Consider the following 25,941-nt stretch of genomic DNA (forward strand, 5'->3'; position numbering starts at 1 on the left):
CCTCGGGGTGGCGGCCATTTCTCAGTTGTTGCTACCGGGCCGGTCAAGGAAAACCCGATGGTTCTGCTGGTAGAAACTCAATACCTCGAATGGGCTGACCATGCTGAATAATCACAATGAGCCTGTAGTTGATGCGCAATGTGAAGTGATCAGAAAAGCGGGCGATGTAGAGCCGTTTCCAAGCGGAAAGATTACCTATCTCGCACCGTTGCCACTGCCCACACCGATTCCCCCTTATGGTCCACATATCGGTGAGCTCAATGATGTTTACATGGACTTCGGATTAGGCCAGCCGCAAGTTTTTATGTGGCAAATGACGTTGGGGGGGCCGGTCAGTTTAGCGGTTATGGTCATTTTCATATTCCCCTTGATTACGGGAATGCTGGGTGTCGTATTCGGCTACGGTCCAACACTCATTTGGGAATCAATAGTGGGTATATTCCAAGCAGGATATGAAAGCGCTTTACTGACCGAGCCTTTGATTCTACTGATCGGCCTCGGCGTCTGGCACCACGTCCACAAAAAACGCCTCTCCCTCATCCCAACCCGCTTCAACCGTCAACGCCGCGAAGTGTGCTTCATGCCCGAAGGCGCCACCGAACCTGTCTTTGTCCCGTGGGAATCGCTCAGCGCCTGGATCATCGAAGCCAAGGGCGCCACCCAGTTCGGCATCCATCGCCAATACGGCATGGGCATCGGTTTTCGCCACGGCGAAACCCTCACCAGCCTCGAATTCCAATGCGCCGGCCTGCAGCTCGCGATCAGCCATTGGGAAGCGATTCGCGGCTACATGGAGTACGAAGTCAACGACCTCAAATCGATCCAGGATTTGCAGGATCTTCAAGGCCCGGACGACCCACCCCACGAAGGCCTGCACACTTTCCGTAACGCTCGCACGCGGATGCATCAGCAGATCCGTGAAGGCCGGCGCTCGCGGTTGTCGGGATTTTTTTGGTACCTGTATCACGTTATGACCCTATGGACGATTCCCAACCGTTTGGTCGAATGGGAAGTGCGCCGCCTGGAAAGAATCGGCAAACAGGCGCTGCCGGAAGTCATGCGCGAATGGTCCGAGCCGTTGCCAAAAGAGCAATGGGCCAAGCCCAGCGAAGAGCTGTTGCGACTGAGTGAACAGGTGCGGCAGATGCACAAGCGCCAGCCGCATCGGCCGATTACGCAGATTTTCGCTGAGGTTTGCAGGCGGGGCTGACTGGACGGTGCAGGCAGGTTCGATTGCTTTCGCGAGCGGGCTAGCTCCCACGGGAGACCACCGTACGAATGTGGGAGCGAGCCCGCTCGCGAAAGGGCCGCTCGGTCAGCACAAGAATCTGCGCGCTCGCGCTCTGCTAGAATCCGCCCCATTCATTGCCAGAGACTCTCCCATGAGCGAGCCGATTCGTCTGACCCAATACAGCCATGGCGCCGGTTGTGGCTGCAAGATTTCTCCACAGGTGCTGGAAGTGATCCTCGCCGGCAGCGGCGCACAGAACCTCGATCCGAAACTCTGGGTCGGCAACGCCTCGCGTGATGACGCGGCGGTGTATGAGATCGATGCCGAGCGTGGTGTGGTGTCGACCACCGATTTCTTCATGCCGATTGTCGATGACCCGTTCGACTTCGGCCGCATTGCCGCAACCAATGCGATCAGCGACATCTACGCGATGGGCGGCGATCCGTTGATGGCGATCGCGATTCTCGGCTGGCCGGTGAATGTGCTGGCGCCGGAAGTGGCGCGGGAAGTGATTCGTGGCGGTCGTTCGGTGTGCGACGCGGCGGGCATTCCGTTGGCGGGGGGGCATTCGATCGATGCGCCGGAGCCGATCTTCGGCCTCGCCGTCACCGGGCTTGTGGAAAAGCGCCACATGAAACGCAACGACACCGCCACCGCCGGTTGCCTGTTGTACCTGACCAAACCGCTGGGCATCGGCATCCTCACCACCGCCGAAAAGAAGGGCAAGTTGCGCGCCGCCGACGTCGGTGTCGCCCGCGACTGGATGTGCACCCTGAACAAGCCTGGCAGCCGCTTCGGCAAACTCGCCGGCGTCACCGCGATGACCGACGTCACCGGTTTCGGCCTGCTCGGGCATCTGGTGGAAATGGCCGATGGCAGCCAGTTGACCGCGCGCATCGCCTATGACCGCGTGCCGCGTCTGGACAGCGTCGAGTACTACCTCGATCAGGGCTGCGTGCCGGGCGGTACGCTGCGCAACTTCGACAGCTATTCGAGCAAGGTTGGCCGCGTGCAGGAGTTGCACAAACGCGTGCTGTGCGATCCGCAGACCAGCGGTGGTCTGCTGATTGCGGTCACGCCTGAAGGCAATGACGAGTTCCTCGGCGTTGCCGCCGAACTGGGCCTGAACCTTGCGCCGATCGGCGAACTGGTTGAGCGACAGACGAACGCGGTTGAGGTGATTTGATGCTCCGCGACTGCACCGACTACCGCGACATTTTCCTCAACGACCGGCCGATGATGGATGCCCGCGCGCCGGTCGAGTTTCACAAAGGCGCGTTCCCCGGCGTGGTCAATCTGCCGCTGATGAATGATCTGGAACGGCAGAAGATCGGCACCTGCTACAAGCAGCATGGCCAGCAGGCGGCAATCGAGCTGGGCCATCAAATGGTGTCCGGCTCGGTCAAGGCCGAGCGCATCCAGGCCTGGGCCGACTTCGCCCGGGCTCATCCCGATGGTTATCTGTATTGTTTTCGAGGTGGCTTGCGCTCGCAGATCACCCAGCAGTGGTTGCGCGACGAGGCGGGCATCGACTATCCGCGCGTCGGCGGCGGCTACAAGGCGATGCGCAGTTTTTTGATCGACACCCTTGAGCAAGCCATCGCGCAGTGTGATTTCGTTTTGCTCGGCGGCATGACCGGCACCGGCAAGACCGAAGTGCTGGTGCAGTTGCGCAACGGTGTGGATCTGGAAGGCCACGCCAACCATCGCGGCTCCAGTTTCGGCAAACGCGCGACCGGGCAGCCGTCGAACATCGATTTCGAGAATCGCCTGGCCATCGACTTTCTGAAGAAACGCGATGCCGGGATCGAGCAGTTTGTGCTCGAAGACGAGAGCCGTGTGGTCGGCAGTTGCGCCTTGCCGCTGCCGCTGTATCAGGGCATGCAGCAGCACCCGATGGTCTGGCTGGAAGATCGCTTCGAGGATCGCGTCGAACGGATCCTGCGTGATTACGTCATCGATCTGTCGGCGGAGTTTGCTTCGCTGCACGGCGAAAACGGTTTTGCCTTGTTCTCCGAACGTCTGCTGGAAAGCCTCAACAACGTACAGAAACGCCTCGGCGGTGAGCGCCATTCGCGGATGCTGGTGTTGATGGAGCAGGCGCTCGCCGAGCAGGGCCGCAGCGGCGCGGTGGAGCTGCATCGTGGCTGGATCGAGGGTTTGCTGCGTGAGTATTACGACCCGATGTATGTGTTCCAGCGCGAGAAGAAGGGCGGGCGGATCGAGTTTGCCGGAGAGCGGGGGGCGGTGATCGAGTATTTGCGTGCGAGGGTGAGCCAGAAGGCTTGAGGCGCAAGCGGCTGGCCTCTTCGCGAGCAGGCTCGCTCCCACAGTTGAAATGCGGTTCCCTGTGGGAGCGAGCCTGCTCGCGAAGACGCAAGGTCAGGCGCTGCAAAACTCAGGTCGGGCAGGTGTCCTTGCCGTTATCCAGCCCCTGTTTGTAGACATGGCTCTGCAAACTGGCCTTGCCGTTGTGCCACTTCAGGGTCAGTACATACAGCGAGTCGAAGTCATCGCCGGCCCAGTCATCGGTGATCTTCTGCCGCTCGCCCACTGCGTTGCCAGCGACCTTGTTGATCAGATCCGGCAGATAACCGTGGGACCAGGCGGTGTAGATCGTCGAGTTGTGGTACTTCTCGTCCAGCAGCTCGCGGGCCAGATCGCTGGTGTCGTTGGCGGAGAACTCGATGTTCACCGGCAGGCCGAGCTTGATCGCGGCCGGGCTGATGGTCATCAGCGGACGAATGTAGCTGTAGGAATTGTCCAGCTCGCCTTCCTCGACGTTGCGCGTCGGGTTGGCGGCGAACACGTAATCGGCCTTGCCGAATTTTTCCGGCAGCAGCGTCGACAGGTCGATGGCGCGGTTCAGGCCCTGGCAGTTGAGCTGGCCGAGGCCGCCTTCGGGCTTTTCCGCGTGGCGCAGGAACACCAGCGTCTGCGTGCCGTCCGCTGGTTGTGCGCGGCTTTCGCTGGATTCGAGGGACAGAAACAGCGCGCTGACTGCCAGCAGGGAGGGCAGGGCCACGTACGCGCGATGTTTGAAGCGTTTGGCGAAACTCATCAGATTCGTCATCAATTCGAGGGTTCTTCAGCAAAATCGGTTAAGGCTGACAAACCTTGGCACCGCGGGCTCCCAGCACCGGGTGTTTCCCTGTCATGAACAGCTTCCTCTGCGAGAAAGGCATAACTCAGAGTCCTGTAACGCCGTTTGGTTCGTTCCAGGCCAGTGCGCAGCACTCTAGCGGCAACCTTTGCGGGCATGCAGGCAGGTTAGCGACAGGATGTTACGGTTCGTGTAGGCGCAGCGGCAGGCCTACTTTATGATCGGTTTTCAATTTGTGACTGGATGCTTCCAATGACCGATCTGTCTGCATTCCCGATTACTCAGAAATGGCCGGCGCAGTACCCGGACTGGATTCAGCTCTACTCCCTGCCAACCCCCAACGGCGTCAAAGTGTCGATCATGCTCGAAGAGATCGGCCTGCCCTATGAGCCGCACCGTGTCGGTTTCGACACCAACGACCAGACGTCGGCAGAGTTTCTTTCGCTCAATCCGAACAACAAGATCCCGGCGATCCTCGACCCGCATGGCCCGGAAGACAAACCGCTGCCGTTGTTCGAATCCGGCGCGATCCTGATTTATCTCGCCGACAAGAGCGGCCAGTTGCTCGCTCAGGAAGGCGCGCTGCGCTACGAGACCATTCAATGGCTGATGTGGCAGATGGGCGGCGTTGGCCCGATGTTCGGCCAGCTCGGCTTCTTCAACAAATTCGCCGGCAAGGATTACGAGGACAAGCGCCCGCGTGATCGTTATGTCGAAGAGAGCAAACGCCTGCTGAACGTACTCAACACCCGCCTCGAAGGCCGCGACTGGATCATGGGCGAGCGCTACACCATCGCCGACATCGCCACGTTCCCGTGGGTGCGCAATCTGCTTGGCTTCTATGAGGCCGGGGATCTGGTCGGGATTCAGAGTTTCCCCAATGTCACCCGAGTGCTGGAGCGGTTCCTCGCGCGTCCGGCGGTCATTCGTGGCCTGACCATCCCGTCCTGACCCAACACAGTCGCCACTGTGGGAGCGAGCCTGCTCGCGAAAGCGTCGTATCAGACACCATTTTCGTGTCTGATCCAGCGCATTCGCGAGCAGGCTCGCTCCCACAGGGGGAAATGCGCGATCAGCAGCAGGATTATTACAAGCCCGGTAACGCTCTCTTGATTGATCCAGGTTTGTCCCGCACCCGCCGCAAGGCATAAGCTTCGCCCCCTACGACTTTCGTCTCATCCGCTGTTTTCAGGAAAGGCCCCATGTCCAGTCAGTTCCCCGAAGCACGTCCCCGCCGTCTGCGCCGCAATGCGAGCCTGCGCAGTCTGTTCCAGGAAACCGAGTTCAGCCTGAACGATCTGGTCCTGCCGATCTTCGTCGAGGAAGAGATCGACGACTTCGTGCCGATCACCAGCATGCCCGGCGTGCAGCGCATTCCCGAGCGCAAACTGGCCAGCGAAATCGAGCGCTATGCCCGTGCCGGCATCAAGTCGGTGATGACTTTTGGCGTGTCCCATCATCTCGATGCCAACGGCAGCGACACCTGGCGCGAAGACGGGCTGGTGTCGCGCATGTCGCGCATTGCCAAGGACGCCGTGCCGGAAATGATCGTGATGTCCGACACTTGCTTCTGCGAATACACCGATCACGGCCATTGCGGCGTGATGCACAACCACGAGGTCGACAACGACCAGACCCTGATCAATCTCGGCAAACAAGCCGTGGCCGCCGCCCGCGCCGGTGCTGACGTGATTGCGCCCTCGGCGGCGATGGACGGCCAAGTGCGCGCGATTCGCCAGGCGCTCGACGCTGCCGGCTTCACGCAGATTCCGATCATGGCCTACTCGACCAAATTCGCTTCGGCACTCTACGGCCCGTTCCGCGAGGCCGGCGGCAGCGCGCTCAAGGGCGATCGCAAAAGCTATCAGATGAACCCGATGAATCGCCGCGAGGCCCTACGCGAATCGCTGCTCGATGAGCAGGAAGGTGCCGATGCGCTGATGGTCAAACCGGCCGGCGCCTACCTCGACATCATCCGCGACATCCGCCAGGCCTCGAACCTGCCATTGGCGGCGTATCAGGTCAGCGGCGAGTACGCGATGATCAAGTTCGGCGCCCAGGCCGGTGCGATCGATGAGGATCGCGTGGTCCGCGAAAGCCTTGGCGCAATCAAGCGTGCGGGGGCGGATCTGATCTTCACCTACTTTGCGATGGATCTGGCACTCGCCGGGATCTAAGCCGCACTTCGTACCCCTGTGGGAGCGAGCCTGCTCGCGAAGAAGCCGGATCAAGCACCACAAAAACCAGAAAGGCCCCGCAACCGTGAAGCTGCGGGGCCTTTTTTACGACGCAATGACGCTTAGAAGTCGATCGTCCCCGACAACTTCGCCACTCGCGGTTCGCCCTGGGTCAGGTAGCCGCCCTGTGCCGATTCCCAGTACTTCTTGTTCGCCACGTTCTCAACACCGAACCGCACGGTCACGTCCTTCTCCGACACCTTGAACGCATAACGCGCGCCGGCATCGAAGCGGTTCCACGTCGGCAGGCTGAGGTTGTTCGCCGCGTCGGCGTATTGCCCGCCGGTGCGCAGCATCCGCGCGTTCAGCGCAACGCCTTGCAGGCCCGGCACGTCCCAATCCACGCCAGCGTTGAACTGGAACGTCGGCACGCCGATGGCGTGATTACCGTCGTTGGCGCCGTTGAGGGTGTTTTTCAGTTCGGTATCCATCAGCGTCAGGCCGCTGATCAGGCGCAGGCCGTCGATCGGCTCGCCGAACACGTTCATCTCCACGCCTTTGTTGATCTGCTCGCCTTCGCGGACGTAGGTGCAAGTGGTGGCGCTGTTGATTTCGCAGTAGCCGTCGCTCGGCTGTTCGATGCGATAAACGCCCAGGCTCGCGCCGTAGGTGCCCATGTCGACCTTAACGCCCAGCTCGGTCTGCTTGGAGCGTTTCGGTGCGTAGACTTCGTTGCCGTTGGTCACGCGGAAACCGCCGGAGCTGGTCGGCGAAGTCGGCCCTTGGGCCAGGCCTTCGATATGGTTGGCGTAGAACGACACATGCTCCCACGGCTTGAACACGATGCCGTACACCGGCGTGGTGATCGACTCGTCGTAGCTCGACGAGCGCGGGCCGCTGCCGTAGCTGGCGTAGCTGTAACCCTGCACCACCAGTTGCTGACGACGCAGACCGGCGGTGACCAGCAGGCGATCATCGAAGAACCCGAGGGTGTCGGAAATTGCCACGCTGCGGTTGAAGGTCTTGCCGACGATGCCTGGATCGTTGAGATCGCCGCCAGAGAAATTGCCGACCGGTGCCGGAGGAGCGATCGGATGGTAGATGTTGTTCGAGTAGCGGGTCAGGTCGAAGTCATAAGCACTGCGCTGCTCGGCCCAGATCCCGGTCAGGCCGAAATTCAGCTTGTGGCTGACCGGGCCGGTGTTGAACTTGCCGTTGAGACCGGCCATGACGCTGGTGTTGTCCTCGTCATGCGGGACGAACGAGCCGGTGGTGAACGATGCGCCGCTGTTGCCGACCAGCGTGGTCGAGTTATAGCGCCCGACTTCACGGGTGTGCTTGGCGCCACCGGCGGCGTAGGCGGTCCAGTTGTCGTTGAGGTCGTACTCGGCGCGGAGCATGCCGAAGGTGTCTTCGATGTCGGTGTAACCCCATTTCGGCGCGTAGTTGGTGTCCGCCGATGGCGCATCCGGGATGTGCGTGGCGGTGCCGAGGTTGACCGAGCTGCGGCCGCCGTTGACGCGTTCCTTCTGATAGGCAAAGTCGCCGGACACCCGCAGCGCATCGCCGCGATAATCCAGGCCGATGGCGAACAGTTTCGAGCGCTGGTTCTCGTGATCGATGCCGGTGTCGCCCTCGCGCTGCGACAGGTTGACCCGCGCGCCGAAGCGGTTGTCTTCGCCAAAACGCTGGCCGATATCGAAGTGATGACCGATGCGGCCTTCGCTGTTGATGTCGGTGGTGTAACGGCGCAGCGGCACGTCGCCGGCGCGCTTGGGTTGCAGGTTGACGCCGCCGCCGATGCCGGAACCGGTCGGGGTCACGCCGTTGATGAAAGCGTTGGGGCCTTTGAACACTTCCACGCGCTCCAGCGCATCGGTGGAAATGATCTGCCGGGGCAATACGCCGTACAGGCCGTTATAGGAAATATCATCGCCATTGAGCGGCAGGCCGCGAATCATGAAGACCTGCGCCTGGTTGGAGAAGCCCGAGGCCTGGCGCACGGAAGAATCGTTGAGCAGCACGTCGGCGACGTTTTCCGCCTGCTGATCCTGGATCAATTGCTCGGTGTAGGACGCTGCGCTGAACGGCACGTCCATCATGTCCTGATTGCCGAGCACGCCCAACTGGCCGCCGCGCGCAACCTGGCCGCCAGCGTAGACCGGGGGCAGGGCGTTGGGTGTCGGGGCCTGGGCATTGACGTTGACGTCGTCGAGCACCAGCGCTTTGCTGTTTTGTTCAGCAGCGTGAGCGGTGACGGTCAGGGAGCACAGCAGGGCAAGCAAAGTCGGGCGAAATGGAGCGCCGAGTCGAGCTGAAGCGGGCATGTCGGATACCTGGAGGCGAACGGCCAATGAAAAAATAAGGGCGGCGCGGAACTCCTTGCGCTAATGCGACTCCAGGCGCGAATGATAGGGTTTCGCAGTAACGTTTTGCAATCAGTTTGTCATCAGCGCGTAGGAGCTGCCGAAGGCTGCGATCTTTTGAGCTTGATCTTGATCTGAGCTGCAAAAAGCAAGATCAAAAGATCGCAGCCTGCGGCAGCTTCTACGGGGGTTGTGTATGGTGTTGTGGCTAATTTGATTGGATGGAGCAACATGCGATTACTCATTACTCTCGGCGCCGTGCTGCTGCTCGCCGGTTGCGCCAGCCAGCGCAGCAACGAACCGGCGCCGCGTCCGCCGGCCGAAGTGAAGGCTGAAATCGTTCGGCTGTTGCCGGCGAATACTGCCGACCGTCAGGGCTGGGCCACGGACATCTACGCCGCGTTCGCCGCACAGGGCATCAACACCACCACGCAGAATCTGTGTTCGGTACTGGCTGTGGCCGAGCAGGAATCGACTTTCCAGGCCGACCCGACGGTGCCCGGCCTGGGCAAGATCGCCCGCGACGAAATCGATCGCCGCGCCGCCAAGGTGCACATCCCCAGCCTGCTGGTCAGCGGCGCTCTGCAAGTGCGCTCGCCCAACGGCAAGAGCTACAGCGAACGACTGAATGCGGCGCGCAGTGAGAAAGAGCTGAGCGCGATTTTCGACGACTTCATCGGCATGGTGCCGATGGGCCGCACGTTGTTCGGCGGCTTCAACCCGGTGCACACCGGCGGGCCGATGCAGGTCAGCATCGAATTTGCCGAGGAGCACGCCAAGGATTACCCGTACCCGGTGGACGGCACGATCCGCCGTGAAGTGTTCAGCCGGCGCGGCGGCATGTATTTCGGCATCGCCCATTTGCTCGGCTATCCGGTGAATTACCGCGAGCCGCTGTATCGCTTCGCCGATTTCAACGCCGGCTGGTACGCCAGTCGCAATGCCGCGTTTCAGAATGCGGTCAGCCGCGCTTCCGGCATCCCGCTGACCCTGGACGGCGACCTGATTCGCTACGACTCGATCATGCCCGGCAGTACCGAACTGGCGGTGCGCACCCTCGGCAAGTCGCTGGGCATGCGCAACCCGACGATTCGCGATCAACTGGAGAAAGGCAAAACCCTGGAATTCGAAGAGACCAAACTTTATCAGCGCGTGTTCGAACTGGCGGAGCGGGCCGAAGGCAAGGCGTTACCGCGCGCGGTATTGCCGGGGATTGTGCTGCAGAGTCCGAAGATCACCCGCAAACTCACTACAGCCTGGTTCGCCAAGCGCGTGGACGAGCGCTACAAGCGCTGCATGGCCAAGGCCGGATAAAACACGCAGACATAAAAAACCCGGCTGCGGGAGCCGGGTTTCTCTGCGGTGTTGCGCTTGCAGTCATGCATCAGGCAACACGGCGTTCGATCAGACGATCCGAACCACCTTCAGCAACACGGCGTTCGATCAGACGATCCGAGCCACCTTCAGCAACACGGCGTTCAATCAGACGATCCGAACCACCTTCGGCAACACGGCGTTCGAGCAGACGATCCGAACCACCTTCGGCAACACGGCGCTCGATCAGACGATCCGAGCCACCTTCAGCCAGACGGCTTTCGATCAGCTTGTCCGAACCGCCTTCGGCGATCATGGTGTGCGCCGGGGTGGCGGCGAAAGCGTTAACTGCGAAAACCGAGAAAGCGATGCTGAGAAGAGTCTGGCGTTTCATAATGGTGTGCTCCGGGGTGTTGTTGGTTGGTATGGAGCTGATGTTACGCCCGGAATTTTTTATGAGAACTTCATTGCCGTGATGGTGAACATCGACGTCGATGATGATTAATGTAGGAGCTGCCGAAGGCTGCGATCTTTTGATCTTGATTCCAAGAAAAATCAAAAGATCGCAGCCTTCGGCAGCTCCTACAAGACTTTGACCGCACGCCCGATCGCCTGAATCGGCCCGGTCGGTTTGCCGATCGGCGAGCCATTGGCGCCTTCCAGGGTCAGCTCAAACAGCTGGTTCGGCTGCACCGGCGGCAGTTTGTCCAGCGGCACCGACAAAGCCTGCCCCGGCTTTACCAGCCCCAACGACACCGGTCCCGACCAGCCGTCAGCCTTGGTCCAGAACTCCAGCGCCTTGTCCGCCGGCACCTCGACCACGCCCAGCGGGATCAACTGGATCTCCCGCGCATTGCTCGCCTGAATCACCCAGCCCGGCGCCTTGTCCTGCGGCGCGACCAGCACCACCAGATAACTCGGTTTCGGCGCAGTCTGCGTCAGCAGCATCGTGCCGAGGATCAATGTCGCCGCCAGCCCGGCCGCGCTCAAGCCGCGCCACAGCGGCAGCAGATTCCACCACGAGCTCAGCGGTTTCTTCACCGTCAGCCGTTCGAGACTGCGCTCGATGCGCGGCCATAACTGCGCCGAGGGTTGCTGAGGTTCGGCCAGATCGGTCAGCTCCAGCAGACGCCGCTCCCAGGCATCAACCGCTGCACGCAATTCTGGATCGTTCGGCAGGCGCCGTTGTACCTCGATGCGCTGCTCGAACGACAAGGTGCCGAGCACGTATTCGCCGGCCAGTTCATCCCGTTCCTGCGCTGATTCGCCGGTCATCCCATGCACTCCCGCAAAGCATTGAGGCTGCGCTTGATCCACGCTTTGACCGTGCCCAGCGGCGTGTCGAGGCGCGCGGAAATCTGCGCGTGGCTGTAACCGTCGACGTAGGCATGGAGGATGCAGCTGCGCCGCTGCGGTTCCAGTTGCTCGAGGCAGCGATGAATGCGTGCCGAGTGAACATCGACCGCCTCATCAGGCGCCGCTGCCTCATGTTCTTCGCTGAACGGCGTTTCCCGACTTTGCTTGCGCAGCTGATTCAACGCCAGGTGCCGGGTCACGCTGAACATCCAGCCCCGCGCCGAACCCCGCGCCGGATCGAACCCGGCGGCGCCGTGCCAGATCTTGATGAACGCCTCATGCACAATGTCCTCCGCCAGCGCCGTATCGCGCACCAGCCGCTTGGCCACGCCGAGCAGGCGCGGGCCTTCCTGCACATACAAATCGCGCAAAGCCGCGCGCTCGCCCCGGGCACAGGCGGCGAGGCGGGCTTCATAATCGAAAACGGATTCGGGTAAAGGCATGGGGTGCAATCTAGCTCACATTTCCCAAACATCCAGACGCATTGTTCCCTGTGGGAGCGAGCAGGCTCGCTCCCACAGGATTGTGCACTGCTTCCGAATATCAGTTCGCCGCCCAGAAAATATAATCCGCCTGGTACTTCACCACTTCCTGCTTGCCCTTGTTCGCCATGGTGCACTCACTGCCGGGCGCGACGCCGCCCTTGAGCGCGACACGCTGGATGTAGCTGACCCCGGTCATCGCGCCTTTGCCCTCGGCCGGGTTGGCCTTGACCAGTTGATAGGGCAGGTTGCCCGGGCTCGAGGGTGCCACGGCGAGTTGTGTGCCGGTGACTTTCGAACCGTCCTTGGCTTGCCATGTCGCTGGCGGGCCGAAATAGGTGCCGACCTGTTTGCCGCTGCGATCATTGAGCACCGCTTTCGGGCCAACAAAGGTCCATTCGGTCTGCCCGGCCATATTGGGTTTGTCGCGGCATTCGTAGGTGATCTCGCCAACCCCGGTGGTCTCCAGGGCAATCTTGTGCCCGTCCGGCACCTTGATCGCGTCGGGATAACTGCTCTGGGCGAAGGTGGTCGCGGTGAAAGCGAGCAAACCGGTGAAGCCAATCAGCTGGGTGATGTTCATCCGATGATTCTCCGAAAAGGATAGGGCGCTGACAGCACCAGAGTGGGCTGTTACAGGGACTACCCGTGGCGGAGGCGATTGGATGCAGTGCCGGAAAAATAAATTTCAAACACCACCGATCAAACCTGTGGGAGCGAGCCTGCTCGCGAAAGCGTCGGGTCAGTCAGCACTTATGTGACTGACGCAGCGCATTCGCGAGCAGGCTCGCTCCCACAAGGCTCTCTGTAAGGCTTGAGGCCCGAGGCTTTCAGTAACTCTTGCGTGTACGGATGTTTCGGCGCAGCGAAAATCTCCCGCGACGAGCCTTGTTCAACCACCTTGCCGTCCTTGATCACCATCAAGTCATGCGCCAGCGCATGCACCACTGCCAGATCATGGCTGATGAACAGATAGGTCAGCCCATGCCTGATCTGCAACTGGCGCAGCAACTCCACCACTTGCTTCTGCACCGTGCGATCCAGCGCCGACGTCGGTTCGTCGAGCAGTATCAGCGCCGGTTCCAGCACCAGTGCGCGGGCGATGGAGATGCGCTGGCGCTGGCCGCCGGAAAACTCGTGGGGGTAACGATGGCGGCTTTGCGGATCGAGTCCGACTTCCTCCAGCACGCGAATCACCGCCGCTACACGCTCGGCCTCGCTGCCGATGCCGTGGGTCAGCAAGCCTTCGGCAATGATCTGCTGCACCGACATGCGCGGGCTGAGGCTGCCGAACGGGTCCTGAAACACCACCTGGATCTGCCGGCGCAACGGGCGCATCAGACGCTGATTGAGCAGGCTCAACTGCTTGTTGCCGAAACGGATATTGCCCTCTGATTCGACCAGTCGCAGGATCGCCTGACCCAGCGTCGACTTGCCAGAACCTGACTCGCCGACGATGCCCAACGTCTTGCCGCGTTGCAGGGTGAAACTGACCCCGTCCACCGCTTTGATGTAATCCTGCTGACGGCTGAAGAGTTTTTTCGGCAGGGGAAACCACACCTTCAAATCATCGACTTCCAGCAGGTTGTGCTCGTATTCACTGGGCACTGGCGCGCCGCTCGGTTCAGCCTCGATCAATAAGCGGCTGTAAGGATGTTCCGGCGCTTGGAACAGCGTCTCGCAATCGGCCTGTTCAATGATCTCGCCTTGACGCATTACGCACACACGCTGAGCGATCCGGCGTACCAGATTGAGGTCGTGGCTGATCAGCAACAGCGACATGCCGAGGCGCTGCTGCAACTCGATCAGCAGCTCAAGAATCTTCTGCTGTACGGTCACGTCCAGCGCTGTGGTCGGTTCATCGGCAATCAACAGTTCCGGCTCGTTGGCCAATGCCATGGCGATCATCACCCGTTGCCGCTGACCACCGGAAAGCTGATGCGGATAGGCTTTCAAGCGCTGCAACGGCTGACGAATACCCACCAGCTCGAGCAGCTCCAGGGTCCGCGCGCGGGCGGCGCGGCCCTTGAGGCCCTTGTGGATTTCCAGCACTTCGCTGATCTGTTTTTCCACCGTGTGCAGCGGGTTCAGCGAAGTCATCGGCTCCTGGAAAATCATCGCAATGCGATTGCCGCGCAAACCACGCATCTGCTGTTCGCTGGCGTGCAGCAAATCCACGCCGTTGTAGCGAATCGCGCCGCTGCTGCTGACGCTCTTGCCAGGCAGCAGGCGCAGGATCGAATGCGCCGTTACCGACTTGCCCGAGCCGGATTCGCCGACCAGCGCCAGACACTCGCCACGGCGGATATCCAGGTTCACACCGCGCACCACTTCCTGCCCGGCGAAGGCCACGCGCAGGTCGCGAATTTCAATCAAGTTGTCTTGCATCTCAGCTCCTCGGATCAAAGGCATCTCGGCACGCTTCACCGATGAAAACCAACAAAGACAGGATCAGCGCCAAGGCAAAAAACGCTGTCAGGCCCAGCCACGGTGCCTGCAGATTGCGTTTGGCCTGGCCGATCAACTCGCCCAGCGACGCGGTGCCGGCGGGCATGCCGAAGCCGAGGAAATCCAGCGCGGTCAGGGTGGCGATGGCGCCGGTGAGAATGAACGGCAGGTAGGTGAGGGTGGAGGTCATGGCGTTGGGCAGAATGTGCCGGCGCATCAGTTCGCTGTCGGTCAGGCCCAGCGCCCGCGCGGCTTTCACGTATTCGAGATTGCGTCCACGGAGGAACTCGGCGCGCACCACGTCGACCAGCGCCAGCCAGGAAAACAGCGCCATGATCCCCAGCAACCACCAGAAACTCGGCGAGACAAAGCCGGACAGAATGATCAGCAGATACAGCACCGGCAGCCCCGACCAGATTTCCAGTACACGCTGCCCGAGCAAGTCGACCCAGCCGCCGTAGTAGCCCTGCAAGGCCCCGGCGACAATGCCGATCAACGCGCTGATGGCGGTGAGGATCAGCGCGAACAGAATTGAGATCCGCGTGCCGAAAATCACCCGCGCCAGAACATCGCGGGCCTGATCATCGGTGCCAAGCCAATTGCTCGATGACGGCGGGCTGGGCGCCGGTTCGGTGAGGTCGTAGTTGACCGTGTCGTAGCTGAACGGGATCGGCGGAAACAGCATCCAGCCGCCCTGATCCTCGATCAGCTTGTGCACGTAACTGCTGGCGTAATCCGGTTGAAACGGCAGCTCGCCGCCGAAATCGGTTTCCAGGTAATCGCTGAGGATCGGAAAGTAAAAAGCGTCGTGGTAGCGGATCACCAGCGGCTTGTCGTTGGCGATCAGCTCGCCACCGAGGCAGATCAGGCACAGGCCGATAAACAGCCACAGTGACCAGCGCCCACGGCGGTTGGCCTTGAATTGCGCGACGCGGCGCTGGCCCAGAGGCGACAGTGTGAACATCAGGCAGTCCTCGCCGAGAAATCGATGCGCGGGTCGAGCAGGGTGTAGCAGAGGTCGCCAATCAGCTTGATCAGCAGGCCGAACAGGGTGAACAGAAACAGCGCGCCGAACACCACCGGATAGTCGCGCGACACCGCCGCTTCGTAGCTCATGCGCCCGAGGCCGTCGAGATTGAAGATGGTTTCGATCAGCAGGGAGCCGGCGAAAAACACTTCGATCAGTGCCGACGGCACACCCGCAACCACCAGCAGCATGGCGTTGCGAAACACGTGGCCGTACAGCACGCGCCGCTCTGTCAGGCCCTTGGCTCGTGCGGTGATCACGTACTGCCGGCTGATTTCGTTGAGAAAGCTGTTCTTGGTCAGGATCGTCAGCGTGGCAAAGCCGCCGATCACCAGCGCCGTGACCGGCAGCACCAGGTGCCAGAGGTAGTCGCCGACCTTGCCCAATGTGCTCAGTGTGGCGAAGTCGTCCGATACCAGCCCCTGCACCGGAAACCAGTTGACGTAGCTGCCCCCGGCGAACACCACGATCAACAGAATGGCGAATAGGAACGCTGGCATCGCATAACCGACGATGATCGCGGTGCTGCTCCAGACATCGAAGGCACTGCCGTTCCTGATTGCCTTGCGAATGCCCAGCGGGATTGAAATCAGGTAGGTAATCAGCGTCGCCCACAAACCCAGCGACAGCGACACTGGGAGCTTCTGCACGATCAGGTCGGTGACCTTGGCGCCGCGGAAGAAGCTGTTGCCCAGATCCAGTTGTGCGTAGTTTTTCAGCAGCAACCACAGGCGTTCGTGCAGCGGTTTGTCGAAGCCGTAATGGCGTTTGATTTCCTCGATCAGCGCCGGGTCCAGCCCACGGCTGCTGCGCCCGGCACCGCCGACCGCCGCGACTTCGCCGCCACCGCCCATGCTGTGCCCGCCAAAGCCTTGCAGGCGGGCGATGGCTTGTTCCACCGGGCCGCCGGGTGCGGCCTGCACGATAAGAAAATTCACCACCAGAATGCACAACAGCGTGGGGATGATCAGCAGCAAACGGCGACTCAGATAACGCAGCATGTCACTGGCCTCCCGCAAGCTGAGCGCTCATTTGCTGCGTCGTCAGCGGCCTGGCCGAGACTTCCCACCAGGTGTTGAGGCCTTCGTCATACGAAGGTTGCACGGCGGGCATGCCGAAGCGGTTCTGATACACCGTCGGCGTGCCTTTGGAGTAGTAGTTGGGAATCATGTAGTAACCCCATTGCAGCACCCGGTCGAGGGCGCGGGCGTAATGCACCATGGCTTCGCGGCTGTTGGCCTGGACCAGCCCGTCAATCAGTTGATCGATTGCCGGATCGGCCAGCACCATCGCGTTCGAGCTGCCGACTTGCGTGGCACTTTGCGAGCCGTACAGGCTGTACAATTCGCGGCCCGGGGAGACGATCGGATCGCCACTGCGCGGGAAAGCGCAGACGATCATGTCGTAATCGCGGGCGTTGAGACGGTTGATGTATTGCGCTGAATCGATGCGGCGCAGATTGAGCGTGATGCCGATCTGCGCGAGGGTGCGTTTGAACGGCAGCAGCATGCGATCGAAGCCGCCCTGGCCATCGAGAAAGGTGAATTCCAGCGGCTCGCCGGCGGCGTTCACCAGACGATTGTTTTTCGCCGTCCAACCGGCTTCGCCGAGCAGTTTCAGCGCTTGCAATTGCTTGTCGCGGATGTAGCCGCTGCCATCGGTTTTCGGCGCTTCATAGACCGTGGTGAACACCTCGTCAGGAACCTTGCCGCGCAACGGTTCGAGGATCTTCAATTCCTCGGCATCGGGCAGGGCGCTGGCGGCCATTTCACTCTTGGGCCAGAAGCTGTTCTGACGCACGTAGAAGCCGCGCATCATCTGTTTGTTGGTCCACTCGAAATCCCAGAGCAGGCTGATCGCCTGACGCACGCGGCGATCCTTGAAGAACGGATTCTGCAGGTTGAACACGAAGCCCTGAGCGGCGGTGGGTTTGTCCGGGGCGAGGATCGACTGTTGCAAACGACCGTCGCGCAATGCCGGGCTGTCATAGCCGACCACATAACCGGACGAGGAGAACTCGCGGTTGTAGTCGAACGCGCCGGCCTGCAGCAGTTGGCGAGCGACGTCGGTGTCGCCGTAGAAATTCACCGTCAGGCTGTCGAAGTTGTACATGCCGCGACTGACCGGCAGGTCCTTGCCCCACCAGTCCGGGTCACGCTGGAAACTGATGCTGCGCCCGGCGTCGACCTTGCTCACCCGGTACGGCCCGCTGCCCAGCGGTGGCTCGAAGCCGCCGCCGTTGGCGAAGTCGCGGGTTTTCCACCAGTGCTCGGGCAGCACGCGCAGCGTCGCCAGATCCAGCGCGAGGGTGCGATTGAGGTTGTTCTTGAAGGTGAAACGGACCTGGCGTGGACCTTCGACCAGCACGTCTTGCACGTCGGCATACTGCTGGCGATAACTCAGGCTGCCCTTGGTCATCAGCAGGTTGAAGGTGTAGCGCACGTCTTCGGCGGTGATCGGCGTGCCGTCGGCGAAACGTGCCTTGGGGTTGAGGGTGAAGCGCACCCACAAACCTTCGGGATCGCGCTCGATCTGCTGCGCAACCAGAGCGTAAACCGTGTAGGGCTCATCCAGCGAACGGAACGCTAGCGGCGCGTATACCCAGTCATTGACCTGCACCACGGAAATGCCCTGATCGGCATACGGCGTGATGTAGTTGTACTGACCGATCTCCATCGACGCACGGCTGAGCGAACCGCCTTTGGGCGCGTCGGGGTTAACAAAATCGAAATGCTTGAAGCCGGCCGGATACTTCGGCGCCTCGCCGTACACCGTCAGCGCGTGACTGCCGCCGGCCAGCGCCGAAGTGCCAGTGCACAGCAGCGCACTGCCGAGCAGCAGGCCAGCCATGTTGCGCAAAAAACTCATGAAGTCACCCTTGAAATCCCTGAAGGAACCCGGACCCCCGGTGGGAGCGAGCCCTTGTGGCGAGGGGATGTATCCCCGATCGGCTGCGCAGCAGTCGCAAGATCAATGCATGCGGTACTTCTGATGCTCCGCGTCGGCAGGTCCTGGGGGCGCTTCGCACCCCATCGGGGATAAATCCCCTCACCACAAAGGCTCGCTCCCACAGAGGGATGCGTTTTATTTGGGGTTAGAAGTGGTAAGTCATGCGCGCAAACAATGTCCGGCCCAGCGGGTCGGTGTAGCGCGGGTCATAGCCGCTCTGGAAGTTGTAAGCCTGGTTGGAGAACGGCGGGTTGCGGTCGAACACGTTCTTCATCCCGGCATCGACGTCGAGCACTTTGTTGAAGGTGTAGCCGGCCGACAGGTCCCACACCGAATACGAGGCCACGCGCGAATGGGTGTCGCGGTCGTAATCGTTGTAACCGGTGGTGAAGCGGTTGGTCAGCGCTGCTCGCGCCGCACCGAGGCTCCAGCTGCCGGTGAGGTTGTGCTTCCAGCGCGCGATCACGCCGTCACCCTGAAAGTCGCCGACCTTGTCGGTGAACGGGCCTTTGATAGTGCTCTGGAAGTCGTACTCGTCGACATAGGTGCCTTGCAGGCCGAGACCAAACTGACCGTACGGCGTGTTCGGGAAGCGATAGTCGAGCGACACATCGACACCGTTGGTTTCGACGATGCCGAGGTTGGCGTTGCCGGTGACGATGTAGTTGAGCGTGCCGTCGGCGTTGCGCACGAAGCGGTCCGGGTAGGATCCGGCCTGATCGAACACGGTGGATTCCGGGAACGGCTGGATCTGGTTGGAGATGTGAATCCACCAGAAATCCAGACCCACCGAGAGGTTGCTGATCGGCTGGTAGACGAAGCCCAACGTCACGTTGCGCGCCTTCTCCGGGGCCAGATCCTCGTTGCCGCCAATCTGGTTGAGGAATTGCTGACCGCAATCACGCCCGCCGTTACCGCCTGGTTGCACCACGCCGCCGGTACACAGCACGGGATCGTTGTAGAAACCCTGGGTGAAGGTGATGCTGCGCGGCGAATACAGTTCATACAGCGACGGCGCGCGGAAACCTTCGCTGTAGGCGCCACGCACCACCAGCTCTTTCAACGGCTGATAACGGAACGAGTATTTCGGGTTGGTGGTGCTGCCGAAGTCGCTGTATTTGTCGTGGCGCACAGCGGCGGACAATTCAAGGCTGTCGAGCACCGGCACGTTGAGTTCGGCATAGGCGGCCTTGACGCTGCGGTCGCCCTCGACGCTACCGGCCGGGTCGATGCCGAGGCTCTGGATGTCGCCGGCGAACGACTCGAAGTCCTGATGGAATTTCTCCTTGCGGTACTCGCCGCCCAGCGCCAGACCGGACGGACCTGCGCCGAACCAGTCGCCGATTTCACGGCTCACGCGGCCATCGAAACCGGCGACGCGGCCCACGGCTGTGGAGTAGGCGCCGTGGTACGCGGCGGCGTCGATGTACTGCTGGCCGGCAGCGGTCTGCGGGCCGAACGGGTTGAGCAGACCGCTGGCCAGGCCGTCAATCATCGCCTGATCGCTGACATAGCCACTGGTGACGCTGGAGACGATTTTGTTCTGGTTGTACGAGGCGCCGACGTTGTAATCCCAGCCGCCAACCAGACCATCGAAGCTCAGCAGAAAGCGCTGGCTGGTGTTCTGGTCTTTCGATTCACGCGGGCCGGCAGCGGTTTCACGCCAGTTCACATCGACCGGCTGCGTCGGGTCGAGGGCGAAATCGGTCGGCGCCGGGGTGATGCCGTTGCCGGGGTAGTAGGGCGACGATGAATCCAGGCTCAGACCAGTCAGTGGCGCCGGGCCGACGGCGACGGCGTTGTTGTTGCGCGACCAGAAATATTCAAGGTTGGCATTGTGATCATCGCCGAGCTTGGCAGTGGTCTTTCCGAAGAACGAGGTCTTCTCGGTCTGTGGCACCAGGTCGATGAATTCACGGGTGCTGAAGCGGCACAAGCCGTCGCGGGCGATCAGGTTGGGGCCGTTGCAGTTGCTGTTCGCCAACGGGTTGGTGGCGTTGCCGTTCTGGCTGTAGTTGCCGGGGAACGCGGTGCCGGAGGTCTGATCGAGACCGCGACCGGGCGCGTAGTCGGTGGCGAAGGAGCGGTCGTTGGCGTCGAGGTTCTGCTGCTTGTTGTAGTTGAACACGCCGAGGACGTTGAAGCGGTCTTCTTCCAGATCGCCGTAGCCCCAACTGGCGCTCATGTCCTTGGTCGCGCCGCCACCGCTGTGGGTCGGCGTTTCGCCACCGAGGGTCAACGCGCCGTCGGTAAGGGATTTCTTGGTGATGAAGTTGATCACACCGCCGATGGCGTCGGTGCCGTACAGGGCCGAGGCGCCGTCGCGCAGCACTTCCACGCGCTCGATGGCGGCGAACGGGATCATGTTCAGGTCCACCGCGCCGCCGGCCGAGTTGGTCCCCGACAGGGCATTGTTGGCCAGGCGTCGACCGTTGAGCAGCACCAGCGTCTTGTTCGCGCCGATGCCGCGCATGTCGGCAAACGACGCACCGCCAGTGGCCGCGCCGACGGAGCCGGCGCTGTTGTTGATCGACTGGCTGCCGGTGATGCGCTGGACCAGTTCGGCGGTGGTGGTCACGCCCTGTTTGCGCAGCTCTTCAGCCTTGAGAATGGTGATCGGCACCGCCGTTTCCGCATCGACCCGGCGAATCGCCGAACCGGTCACTTCGACCCGTTGCAGTTGCGTGGTCGGCGCCGCCACCACAGCGGCTGCCGGCGTGGCGCTGTTGTCGTCCTCGGCCGCTTGCACGGTCCCGGCGCCCATCCCCATGGCCACCAGATACAGCGGAACGAAACGGTGGCGAGACATCGTTGCCACCAAAGGTTTGAGCGTGAAGCGTGGAGTGTTCATCAGCATGGTTGTTTCCGATTTTCAGACGTTATCGAATTGGCCTTGTGAGCCGCTCATTGCTCCGCTTCCGGTGATACCGCGCGCGGAAAACCACTTTCTTCAAGCAAGCCGATCCCCTCCGAAGACGCGTGGCGTTTTTTCGGTCGGCCGGGTGCGACGGGATTTCTTTTTTCAGCGGTGCCGGGCGGGAGCTTTCAACAGCCGCCCGGCACCGCACTCAGTGGGTGGTCATCACCGAAATCTTGCTGATGCCGGAGCGTTCGATCGATGCCATCGCCTTGGCCACCTGGCCGTAATTGACGGCGGCATCGGCCTGCAATTGCACACGCACTTCGGCGTCTTTGGCCTTGACCTCCTTGAGGCTGGCCTCGAGGGATTCCGGGGCCAGTTCGGTCTTGGCCAGATAGAACTTGCCATCCTGATCGACGCTGACCACCACCGGGTCTTTCTTTTCGGCAGGGGCGACGGCGTCGGTTTTCGGCAGGTTGACCTTGATCGCGTTGGTCATCAGCGGCGCGGTGACAATGAACACCACCAGCAGCACGAGCATGACGTCGACCAGCGGCGTGACGTTCATTTCGCTGAGCACTTCATCGCTGTCTTGAGTGGAGAAGGACATCAGCTGGCCTCCCGCACGGCGGTGGTGCTTTTGCTGGCGATGGCCTGGCGGCTGATGGAAAACGCACTGCGCGAGGCGAGGGCGTCGAAGTCGTGGGCGAAGTCGTCCATGTCCGCCGAGGCGAGTTTCAGCCGACGCAGGAAGAAGTTGTAGATCAGCACCGCCGGCACGGCGACGGCGATGCCCACGCCAGTGGCGATCAGCGCGTGGCCGATAGGCCCGGCGACCGCTTCAAGGCTGGCCGAGCCGGTTTCGCCAATGCTTTGCAGGGCTTCCATGATTCCCCACACGGTGCCGAACAGGCCAATGAACGGCGCGGTGCTGCCGATACTGGCGAGGATCGCCTGGCCGTTTTCCAGCGAGCGACGTTCCTTCTGGATCTGCTGGCGCAGGTTGCGTTCCAGGCGGTCGGAGCGGTTGATGGTGTGCGCCAGTTGTTGCGTGGTACGCGGCGACTCTTCCACCAGCAGGGCTTCGAAACCGCTGCTGGCGATGCGCGCCAGCGAGCCTGGATACTGGCTGGCGTGTTCGGCGGCGGTGAGCAGGTCCGGCGCGCTCCAGAAGGCTTTGGCGAACTGCTTGTTCTGCGCTTTCTGGCGCAGGTACTGGGCCGACTTGACCAGCAGGATCGCCCAACTGACCACGGAAAACAGCACCAGGCCCCAGAGCACACCGGGGACAATCATCGAAGACAGTGAATCGTTCATGGCTACACCTCGCTTGCGTTAATCAGTAATGAGTCGGTTGCGCCGTCATTGCGGCAATTTGAAATCGATGGTCTGGGTGGCGAAGCCGTCGATCGGCGTGTCGCCGCGCTTGGCCGGAATGAACTTCCAGTTCTTCACCGCCGCGACGGCCGCCTCATCCAGTTGCGGTTTGCCGCTGGACTTGGTCACCGTCACGCTGCCGGCACGGCCGTTGGCCAGCACCTGAATGCGCAGCACCACGCTGCCTTCCCAGTTGCGGCGCAGCGCCAGCGACGGATATTCCGGCGGCGGGTTGCCAAGGCTGGCCAGGCCGGAAATCGCCGCCGACTCCTTGACCGGAGCGGGCGCAGCAGGTGGTGCCGGTGGTGCGCTTGGTGTTGTCGGCGCCGCAGGTGCGGCAGGTTGCGCCGGGGCCGGCGGCGCTTTCGGTGGCTCGACTTTTTTCACCGGTTTTGGCTTCTCGACCGGTTTTGGTTTTTCGATCGGCTTGGGCTTCTCCACCGGTTTGGGCGGCGGCTTGAGCGCGTCCTCGTCTTCCACCGGCTGCTCGGGTTCCGGCGGCGGTGGAGGCGGGGGCGGCGGTGGTGCTTCCGGTGTTGGCGGGGCCGGAGGCGTCGGGCTGGTCAGCTCGACGGTCATTTCCGGGATTTCCGGCGGCGTCGGCAGTGGTTCCGGACGCGCCTGATGGAAGAACCACCACGCGCCGCCGTGTATCAGCACCGACACGGCGATCAGCAAGAGCATCTGTGGTTTGTTCAACCCGCCGGGTCGTGACGTATTGGCTGTAAACGCCGGCCTGCCCGTTGCCGGCGAGACCGGCGCTTGCTGCAACGGCCCCGGCAGGGTTTTGTGCTTTACCGCATCGTTCATTAAAGCTCCCTCGGGTCAGATGAAGGGCAATAAGGTGCCGTCCGAACATCTGGCTGATGTTCGAGTGAGTGGGTGCAACTTTCTTCAAGGTGTACGCGGGCCGATAGTTGGACTATCTGTTTAAACGGCCTCGAACAAACTTAGTGGCTTAGTAGCATCTATATCGATTGTTCATTATCCATTCCGTGGCTTGTTGTTGTGTGGAGACGTGAGCTGTCTCAGGTTTGTTACAGTTTGCAACAGGTGTGCCAGATGTTGCTGAAACCGGTTGAACGCAAATCTTCGGTGTTACTGGTGTCGCATTTATATAAGTTTCAGTTTCGCCCACTGTTTATTCGGCGCGAAGCGGTCCTCAAGTCCTCGCAGAAGGGCTTTTTCCAGAGCGAGTCAGAGGGAACGCTGTATCACGCCAATCGGCGGGATAGAGCGGCTGCTCGGTGATCAGGCTTAGCACCTATCGGTGCGTAGCGAATCGATTTGGTGCAGGTCAGTCATTCAGCGGTTCACAGGACATGTTCCTTATTTTGATTCTGGAGTATTGGTTAACTGCATCACATTCGGGCGTGCGCTTTTGGTGCAACTTCAATGACGGAAAGTCATTGTTCGACAATCTTGTTGTTGTGCCTTTTATTAATTGCCGTATTTAAAAAATAAATAACACTTGGCGCCCGGCGATCGCTCGATCGCCAGGCACGCAGAGTGTGCATTGGGTTTCAGGTAATAAAGGAGAAACGCGCCAGGCTGAATAGGCTCGGCTGAACTTGGGGCTGGATTTGCGAGTGAGTGGGGTATGTCGTACGGCGGAGCATTTGAAGATTCACGGGTGAACTCCTTATTGCCAGCTCGGACAGGCGAACTTTTGGTTCGCTGTCGCACCTTACAAGAACGCGGATAGCGTTCGATGAATGCTCTTGGTGCGGGATGGGCACCGCCAGCGCTGATTGGCGAAGGTTGATTTCGCAAGTCGGCAGTGCATGGGAAAAACGTGCCAATCACGACACATTTGCAGAATTTTCTACGTCAGGCCAGCCAGCCATCTACCCTGTGCAAAGGCCTTATCGGGGGAACGGACATGTACCAGCTCTACGGGCACAAGAATTCCGGCGCGGCTGCCATCGAGGCGGCACTGGAGTTGTGCCAGATCGCCTATCGCTTCATTGATACCGAAGCCAGCGCCGAGGCCGACGAGGCGCTGGGCAAACTCAATCCGTTGAAGCAGATACCGACCCTGCAACTGCCGGACGGCAGCGCCATGACTGAAAGCGCGGCGATCCTGATTCACCTGGGCCTGACGTTTCCCAAGTCCGGCCTGCTGCCGAGCAAGGCTGCCGATCGTGATCAGGCGATTCGCGGCCTCGCCTATATCGTCAGCAATTGCTATGCGGCGGTCGGCATCATCGATTACCCCGAGCGTTGGCTGAGCACGCCCGACGAGAGCGCACGGCAAAACCTGATCGCCGGCACCCGCCAGCGCTTGCACTTCAGTTGGGAGGTGTTTGCCGATCAGTTTTCCGGGGAGCTGTATCTGGATGATGAATCGCCCGGCGCGCTGGATGTGCTGGCGGCCGTGGTAAGCCGCTGGGCCGGCAGCCGCGAACACCTGCGCCGGACCCGCCCGGGCTTTTATGCGTGGCTGCAAAGGATCGACCGGCACCCGGTGCTGGCACCGGTCTTTGAGCGGCATTGGCCGGCCTGACAGGCGCGATCGTTCCCACGCTCTGCGTGGGAATGCCTCAACGGACGCTCCGCGTTCGGCTTTAGAGGGACGCGGAGCGTCACGGGCTGCATTCCCACGCAGAGCGTGGGAACGATCATCACTGACCTGGCGCATTCGCGAGCAGGCTCGCTCTCACAAGGGGTCACGGCGGTGGGCTCATTCGCCGCGAATGTACTGCTCCAGCTGTTTGATCAGCTCGGCCTGTTCGGCAATCGCCTCTTTCACCAAGTCGCCGATCGACAACAGGCCGATCAACTGGCCGTCCTCGACCACCGGCAAGTGGCGCAGGCGTTTGTCCGACATGATCCCCAGGCAGGTGTCGACGGTTTGCCGGGTATCCACGGTAATCACGTCCTTGACCATGATGTCGCGCACTGGCGTACCGACCGAAGAGCGCCCGTGCAGCACCAGTTTGCGTGCATAGTCACGCTCGCTGATGATGCCGACCACTTTGTCGTCTTCGACCACCAGCAAGGCGCCGACGTTTTTCTCGGCCATCTTCATCAGCGCTTCGAGCACCATGTGATCGGGTTTGATCTGGTGCACTTCCTGATTTTTCTGATCTTTGAGCTTGAGCAGTTGGGCGACGGTCTTCATGGCGGTTACTCAGGTGTTGTCGTTGTTCATCAAGCATCGTAGACGCAGCCGCGCAGAGCAAGGTGGCAAAGCGGCAGTTAGCGTGCAAAAAACGCCATTTGCCGGAAAAAACATCTTTGTATCGGTA

The 25,941-nt window shown here is 61.1% G+C and carries 22 protein-coding genes; 7 read left to right on the top strand and 15 right to left on the bottom strand.

The window, feature by feature from the left end; all coding sequences use genetic code 11:
- Nucleotides 1-100: 100 nt before the first annotated feature.
- The 3 genes from JWU58_RS09955 (at nucleotide 101) to mnmH (ending at nucleotide 3,520) form a co-directional block, all read left to right on the top strand.
- A complete protein-coding gene (locus JWU58_RS09955) occupies nucleotides 101-1,210 on the top strand; it encodes a hypothetical protein (RefSeq protein WP_223631115.1) in 1,110 nt (369 codons plus the stop codon).
- A gap of 172 nt (nucleotides 1,211-1,382) precedes the next feature.
- Entirely contained in the window at nucleotides 1,383-2,417 is a 1,035-nt protein-coding gene (gene selD, locus JWU58_RS09960) for a selenide, water dikinase SelD (protein ID WP_039763432.1), read from the top strand.
- Nucleotides 2,417-3,520, top strand: a complete 1,104-nt coding sequence (mnmH, locus tag JWU58_RS09965; RefSeq protein ID WP_123442064.1) for a tRNA 2-selenouridine(34) synthase MnmH — start codon at nucleotides 2,417-2,419, stop codon at nucleotides 3,518-3,520. Before selD ends, mnmH begins: the two co-directional genes overlap by 1 nt.
- Nucleotides 3,521-3,629: 109 nt before the next feature.
- On the opposite strand, the gene JWU58_RS09970 is transcribed toward mnmH, so the two are convergent.
- Nucleotides 3,630-4,304: a hypothetical protein gene (locus JWU58_RS09970; RefSeq protein ID WP_024013504.1), complete on the bottom strand. Its 675-nt coding sequence runs from the start codon at nucleotides 4,302-4,304 to the stop codon at nucleotides 3,630-3,632.
- Between the two features lie 282 nt (nucleotides 4,305-4,586).
- On the opposite strand from JWU58_RS09970, the gene JWU58_RS09975 reads away from it, so the two are divergent.
- Complete coding sequence (locus JWU58_RS09975) at nucleotides 4,587-5,285, top strand: glutathione binding-like protein (protein WP_073471373.1); 699 nt, start codon at nucleotides 4,587-4,589, stop codon at nucleotides 5,283-5,285.
- Between the two features lie 251 nt (nucleotides 5,286-5,536).
- Nucleotides 5,537-6,511 carry a porphobilinogen synthase gene (gene hemB / locus JWU58_RS09980; protein ID WP_042609118.1) on the top strand — a complete coding sequence of 325 codons (975 nt, stop codon included), beginning with the start codon at nucleotides 5,537-5,539 and terminating at the stop codon, nucleotides 6,509-6,511.
- Between the two features lie 122 nt (nucleotides 6,512-6,633).
- Here hemB and JWU58_RS09985 read toward each other — a convergent pair whose 3' ends face one another.
- Nucleotides 6,634-8,838, bottom strand: coding sequence for a TonB-dependent receptor (locus JWU58_RS09985; protein WP_206421853.1), 2,205 nt, complete (start codon nucleotides 8,836-8,838; stop codon nucleotides 6,634-6,636).
- 270 nt (nucleotides 8,839-9,108) lie between these two features.
- Between JWU58_RS09985 and JWU58_RS09990 the strand changes: the two genes are divergently transcribed.
- Nucleotides 9,109-10,191 (top strand): DUF1615 domain-containing protein, encoded by a 1,083-nt coding sequence (locus tag JWU58_RS09990; protein WP_206421854.1) that lies wholly within the window; start codon nucleotides 9,109-9,111, stop codon nucleotides 10,189-10,191.
- 70 nt (nucleotides 10,192-10,261) lie between these two features.
- On the opposite strand, the gene JWU58_RS09995 is transcribed toward JWU58_RS09990, so the two are convergent.
- From JWU58_RS09995 to JWU58_RS10050, 12 genes are all read right to left on the bottom strand, one after another.
- Nucleotides 10,262-10,585, bottom strand: a complete 324-nt coding sequence (locus JWU58_RS09995) for a hypothetical protein (protein WP_123442067.1) — start codon at nucleotides 10,583-10,585, stop codon at nucleotides 10,262-10,264.
- Nucleotides 10,586-10,773: 188 nt separating this feature from the next.
- Complete coding sequence (locus tag JWU58_RS10000) at nucleotides 10,774-11,466, bottom strand: anti-sigma factor (protein WP_123442068.1); 693 nt, start codon at nucleotides 11,464-11,466, stop codon at nucleotides 10,774-10,776.
- Nucleotides 11,463-11,990 (bottom strand): sigma-70 family RNA polymerase sigma factor, encoded by a 528-nt coding sequence (locus tag JWU58_RS10005; RefSeq protein WP_076563589.1) that lies wholly within the window; start codon nucleotides 11,988-11,990, stop codon nucleotides 11,463-11,465. The genes JWU58_RS10000 and JWU58_RS10005 overlap by 4 nt, the downstream gene beginning before the upstream one ends.
- A 100-nt stretch (nucleotides 11,991-12,090) precedes the next feature.
- Nucleotides 12,091-12,612: a DUF3455 domain-containing protein gene (locus tag JWU58_RS10010; RefSeq protein WP_016775383.1), complete on the bottom strand. Its 522-nt coding sequence runs from the start codon at nucleotides 12,610-12,612 to the stop codon at nucleotides 12,091-12,093.
- A gap of 170 nt (nucleotides 12,613-12,782) precedes the next feature.
- Nucleotides 12,783-14,417: an ABC transporter ATP-binding protein gene (locus tag JWU58_RS10015; protein WP_206421855.1), complete on the bottom strand. Its 1,635-nt coding sequence runs from the start codon at nucleotides 14,415-14,417 to the stop codon at nucleotides 12,783-12,785.
- Between the two features lies 1 nt (nucleotide 14,418).
- Nucleotides 14,419-15,441 carry an ABC transporter permease gene (locus JWU58_RS10020; RefSeq protein WP_123442070.1) on the bottom strand — a complete coding sequence of 341 codons (1,023 nt, stop codon included), beginning with the start codon at nucleotides 15,439-15,441 and terminating at the stop codon, nucleotides 14,419-14,421.
- Nucleotides 15,441-16,505 (bottom strand): microcin C ABC transporter permease YejB, encoded by a 1,065-nt coding sequence (locus JWU58_RS10025; RefSeq protein ID WP_206421856.1) that lies wholly within the window; start codon nucleotides 16,503-16,505, stop codon nucleotides 15,441-15,443. Before JWU58_RS10025 ends, JWU58_RS10020 begins: the two co-directional genes overlap by 1 nt.
- A 1-nt stretch (nucleotide 16,506) precedes the next feature.
- A complete protein-coding gene (locus tag JWU58_RS10030) occupies nucleotides 16,507-18,372 on the bottom strand; it encodes an extracellular solute-binding protein (protein WP_122692112.1) in 1,866 nt (621 codons plus the stop codon).
- Between the two features lie 226 nt (nucleotides 18,373-18,598).
- On the bottom strand, nucleotides 18,599-21,310 hold the full coding sequence (locus tag JWU58_RS10035; protein ID WP_163018908.1) for a TonB-dependent receptor: 2,712 nt from the start codon (nucleotides 21,308-21,310) through the stop codon (nucleotides 18,599-18,601).
- Between the two features lie 211 nt (nucleotides 21,311-21,521).
- Nucleotides 21,522-21,923: an ExbD/TolR family protein gene (locus tag JWU58_RS10040; RefSeq protein WP_016775377.1), complete on the bottom strand. Its 402-nt coding sequence runs from the start codon at nucleotides 21,921-21,923 to the stop codon at nucleotides 21,522-21,524.
- Nucleotides 21,923-22,630: a MotA/TolQ/ExbB proton channel family protein gene (locus JWU58_RS10045; protein WP_122508145.1), complete on the bottom strand. Its 708-nt coding sequence runs from the start codon at nucleotides 22,628-22,630 to the stop codon at nucleotides 21,923-21,925. Before JWU58_RS10045 ends, JWU58_RS10040 begins: the two co-directional genes overlap by 1 nt.
- Before the next feature lie 45 nt (nucleotides 22,631-22,675).
- Nucleotides 22,676-23,500, bottom strand: a complete 825-nt coding sequence (locus tag JWU58_RS10050) for a TonB family protein (RefSeq protein WP_206421857.1) — start codon at nucleotides 23,498-23,500, stop codon at nucleotides 22,676-22,678.
- 1,072 nt (nucleotides 23,501-24,572) lie between these two features.
- On the opposite strand from JWU58_RS10050, the gene JWU58_RS10055 reads away from it, so the two are divergent.
- Nucleotides 24,573-25,196 carry a glutathione S-transferase N-terminal domain-containing protein gene (locus tag JWU58_RS10055; protein ID WP_110600707.1) on the top strand — a complete coding sequence of 208 codons (624 nt, stop codon included), beginning with the start codon at nucleotides 24,573-24,575 and terminating at the stop codon, nucleotides 25,194-25,196.
- A 177-nt stretch (nucleotides 25,197-25,373) separates the two neighbouring features.
- On the opposite strand, the gene JWU58_RS10060 is transcribed toward JWU58_RS10055, so the two are convergent.
- Nucleotides 25,374-25,814, bottom strand: a complete 441-nt coding sequence (locus JWU58_RS10060; protein WP_016775372.1) for a CBS domain-containing protein — start codon at nucleotides 25,812-25,814, stop codon at nucleotides 25,374-25,376.
- Between the last annotated feature and the right edge of the window lie 127 nt (nucleotides 25,815-25,941).

The sequence above is a fragment of the Pseudomonas atacamensis genome (genome assembly GCF_017167965.1).
Taxonomy (GTDB): Bacteria; Pseudomonadota; Gammaproteobacteria; order Pseudomonadales; family Pseudomonadaceae; genus Aquipseudomonas; species Aquipseudomonas atacamensis.

Bases quoted from the DNA above. Each gene is read 5' to 3' on its own strand.
- JWU58_RS09990 (WP_206421854.1), top strand. From the start codon at position 9,109: ATGCGATTACTCATTACTCTCGGCGCCGTGCTGCTGCTCGCCGGTTGC.
- JWU58_RS10045 (WP_122508145.1), bottom strand. From the start codon at position 22,630: ATGAACGATTCACTGTCTTCGATGATTGTCCCCGGTGTGCTCTGGGGC.
- JWU58_RS09975 (WP_073471373.1), top strand. From the start codon at position 4,587: ATGACCGATCTGTCTGCATTCCCGATTACTCAGAAATGGCCGGCGCAG.
- JWU58_RS10055 (WP_110600707.1), top strand. From the start codon at position 24,573: ATGTACCAGCTCTACGGGCACAAGAATTCCGGCGCGGCTGCCATCGAG.
- JWU58_RS10035 (WP_163018908.1), bottom strand. From the start codon at position 21,310: ATGCTGATGAACACTCCACGCTTCACGCTCAAACCTTTGGTGGCAACG.
- JWU58_RS10005 (WP_076563589.1), bottom strand. From the start codon at position 11,990: ATGCCTTTACCCGAATCCGTTTTCGATTATGAAGCCCGCCTCGCCGCC.
- JWU58_RS10030 (WP_122692112.1), bottom strand. From the start codon at position 18,372: ATGAGTTTTTTGCGCAACATGGCTGGCCTGCTGCTCGGCAGTGCGCTG.
- JWU58_RS10025 (WP_206421856.1), bottom strand. From the start codon at position 16,505: ATGCTGCGTTATCTGAGTCGCCGTTTGCTGCTGATCATCCCCACGCTG.
- JWU58_RS09985 (WP_206421853.1), bottom strand. From the start codon at position 8,838: ATGCCCGCTTCAGCTCGACTCGGCGCTCCATTTCGCCCGACTTTGCTT.
- JWU58_RS10015 (WP_206421855.1), bottom strand. From the start codon at position 14,417: ATGCAAGACAACTTGATTGAAATTCGCGACCTGCGCGTGGCCTTCGCC.
- JWU58_RS10060 (WP_016775372.1), bottom strand. From the start codon at position 25,814: ATGAAGACCGTCGCCCAACTGCTCAAGCTCAAAGATCAGAAAAATCAG.
- JWU58_RS10000 (WP_123442068.1), bottom strand. From the start codon at position 11,466: ATGACCGGCGAATCAGCGCAGGAACGGGATGAACTGGCCGGCGAATAC.
- mnmH (WP_123442064.1), top strand. From the start codon at position 2,417: ATGCTCCGCGACTGCACCGACTACCGCGACATTTTCCTCAACGACCGG.
- hemB (WP_042609118.1), top strand. From the start codon at position 5,537: ATGTCCAGTCAGTTCCCCGAAGCACGTCCCCGCCGTCTGCGCCGCAAT.
- JWU58_RS10040 (WP_016775377.1), bottom strand. From the start codon at position 21,923: ATGTCCTTCTCCACTCAAGACAGCGATGAAGTGCTCAGCGAAATGAAC.
- JWU58_RS10020 (WP_123442070.1), bottom strand. From the start codon at position 15,441: ATGTTCACACTGTCGCCTCTGGGCCAGCGCCGCGTCGCGCAATTCAAG.
- JWU58_RS10010 (WP_016775383.1), bottom strand. From the start codon at position 12,612: ATGAACATCACCCAGCTGATTGGCTTCACCGGTTTGCTCGCTTTCACC.
- JWU58_RS09955 (WP_223631115.1), top strand. From the start codon at position 101: ATGCTGAATAATCACAATGAGCCTGTAGTTGATGCGCAATGTGAAGTG.
- JWU58_RS10050 (WP_206421857.1), bottom strand. From the start codon at position 23,500: ATGAACGATGCGGTAAAGCACAAAACCCTGCCGGGGCCGTTGCAGCAA.
- JWU58_RS09995 (WP_123442067.1), bottom strand. From the start codon at position 10,585: ATGAAACGCCAGACTCTTCTCAGCATCGCTTTCTCGGTTTTCGCAGTT.
- selD (WP_039763432.1), top strand. From the start codon at position 1,383: ATGAGCGAGCCGATTCGTCTGACCCAATACAGCCATGGCGCCGGTTGT.
- JWU58_RS09970 (WP_024013504.1), bottom strand. From the start codon at position 4,304: ATGACGAATCTGATGAGTTTCGCCAAACGCTTCAAACATCGCGCGTAC.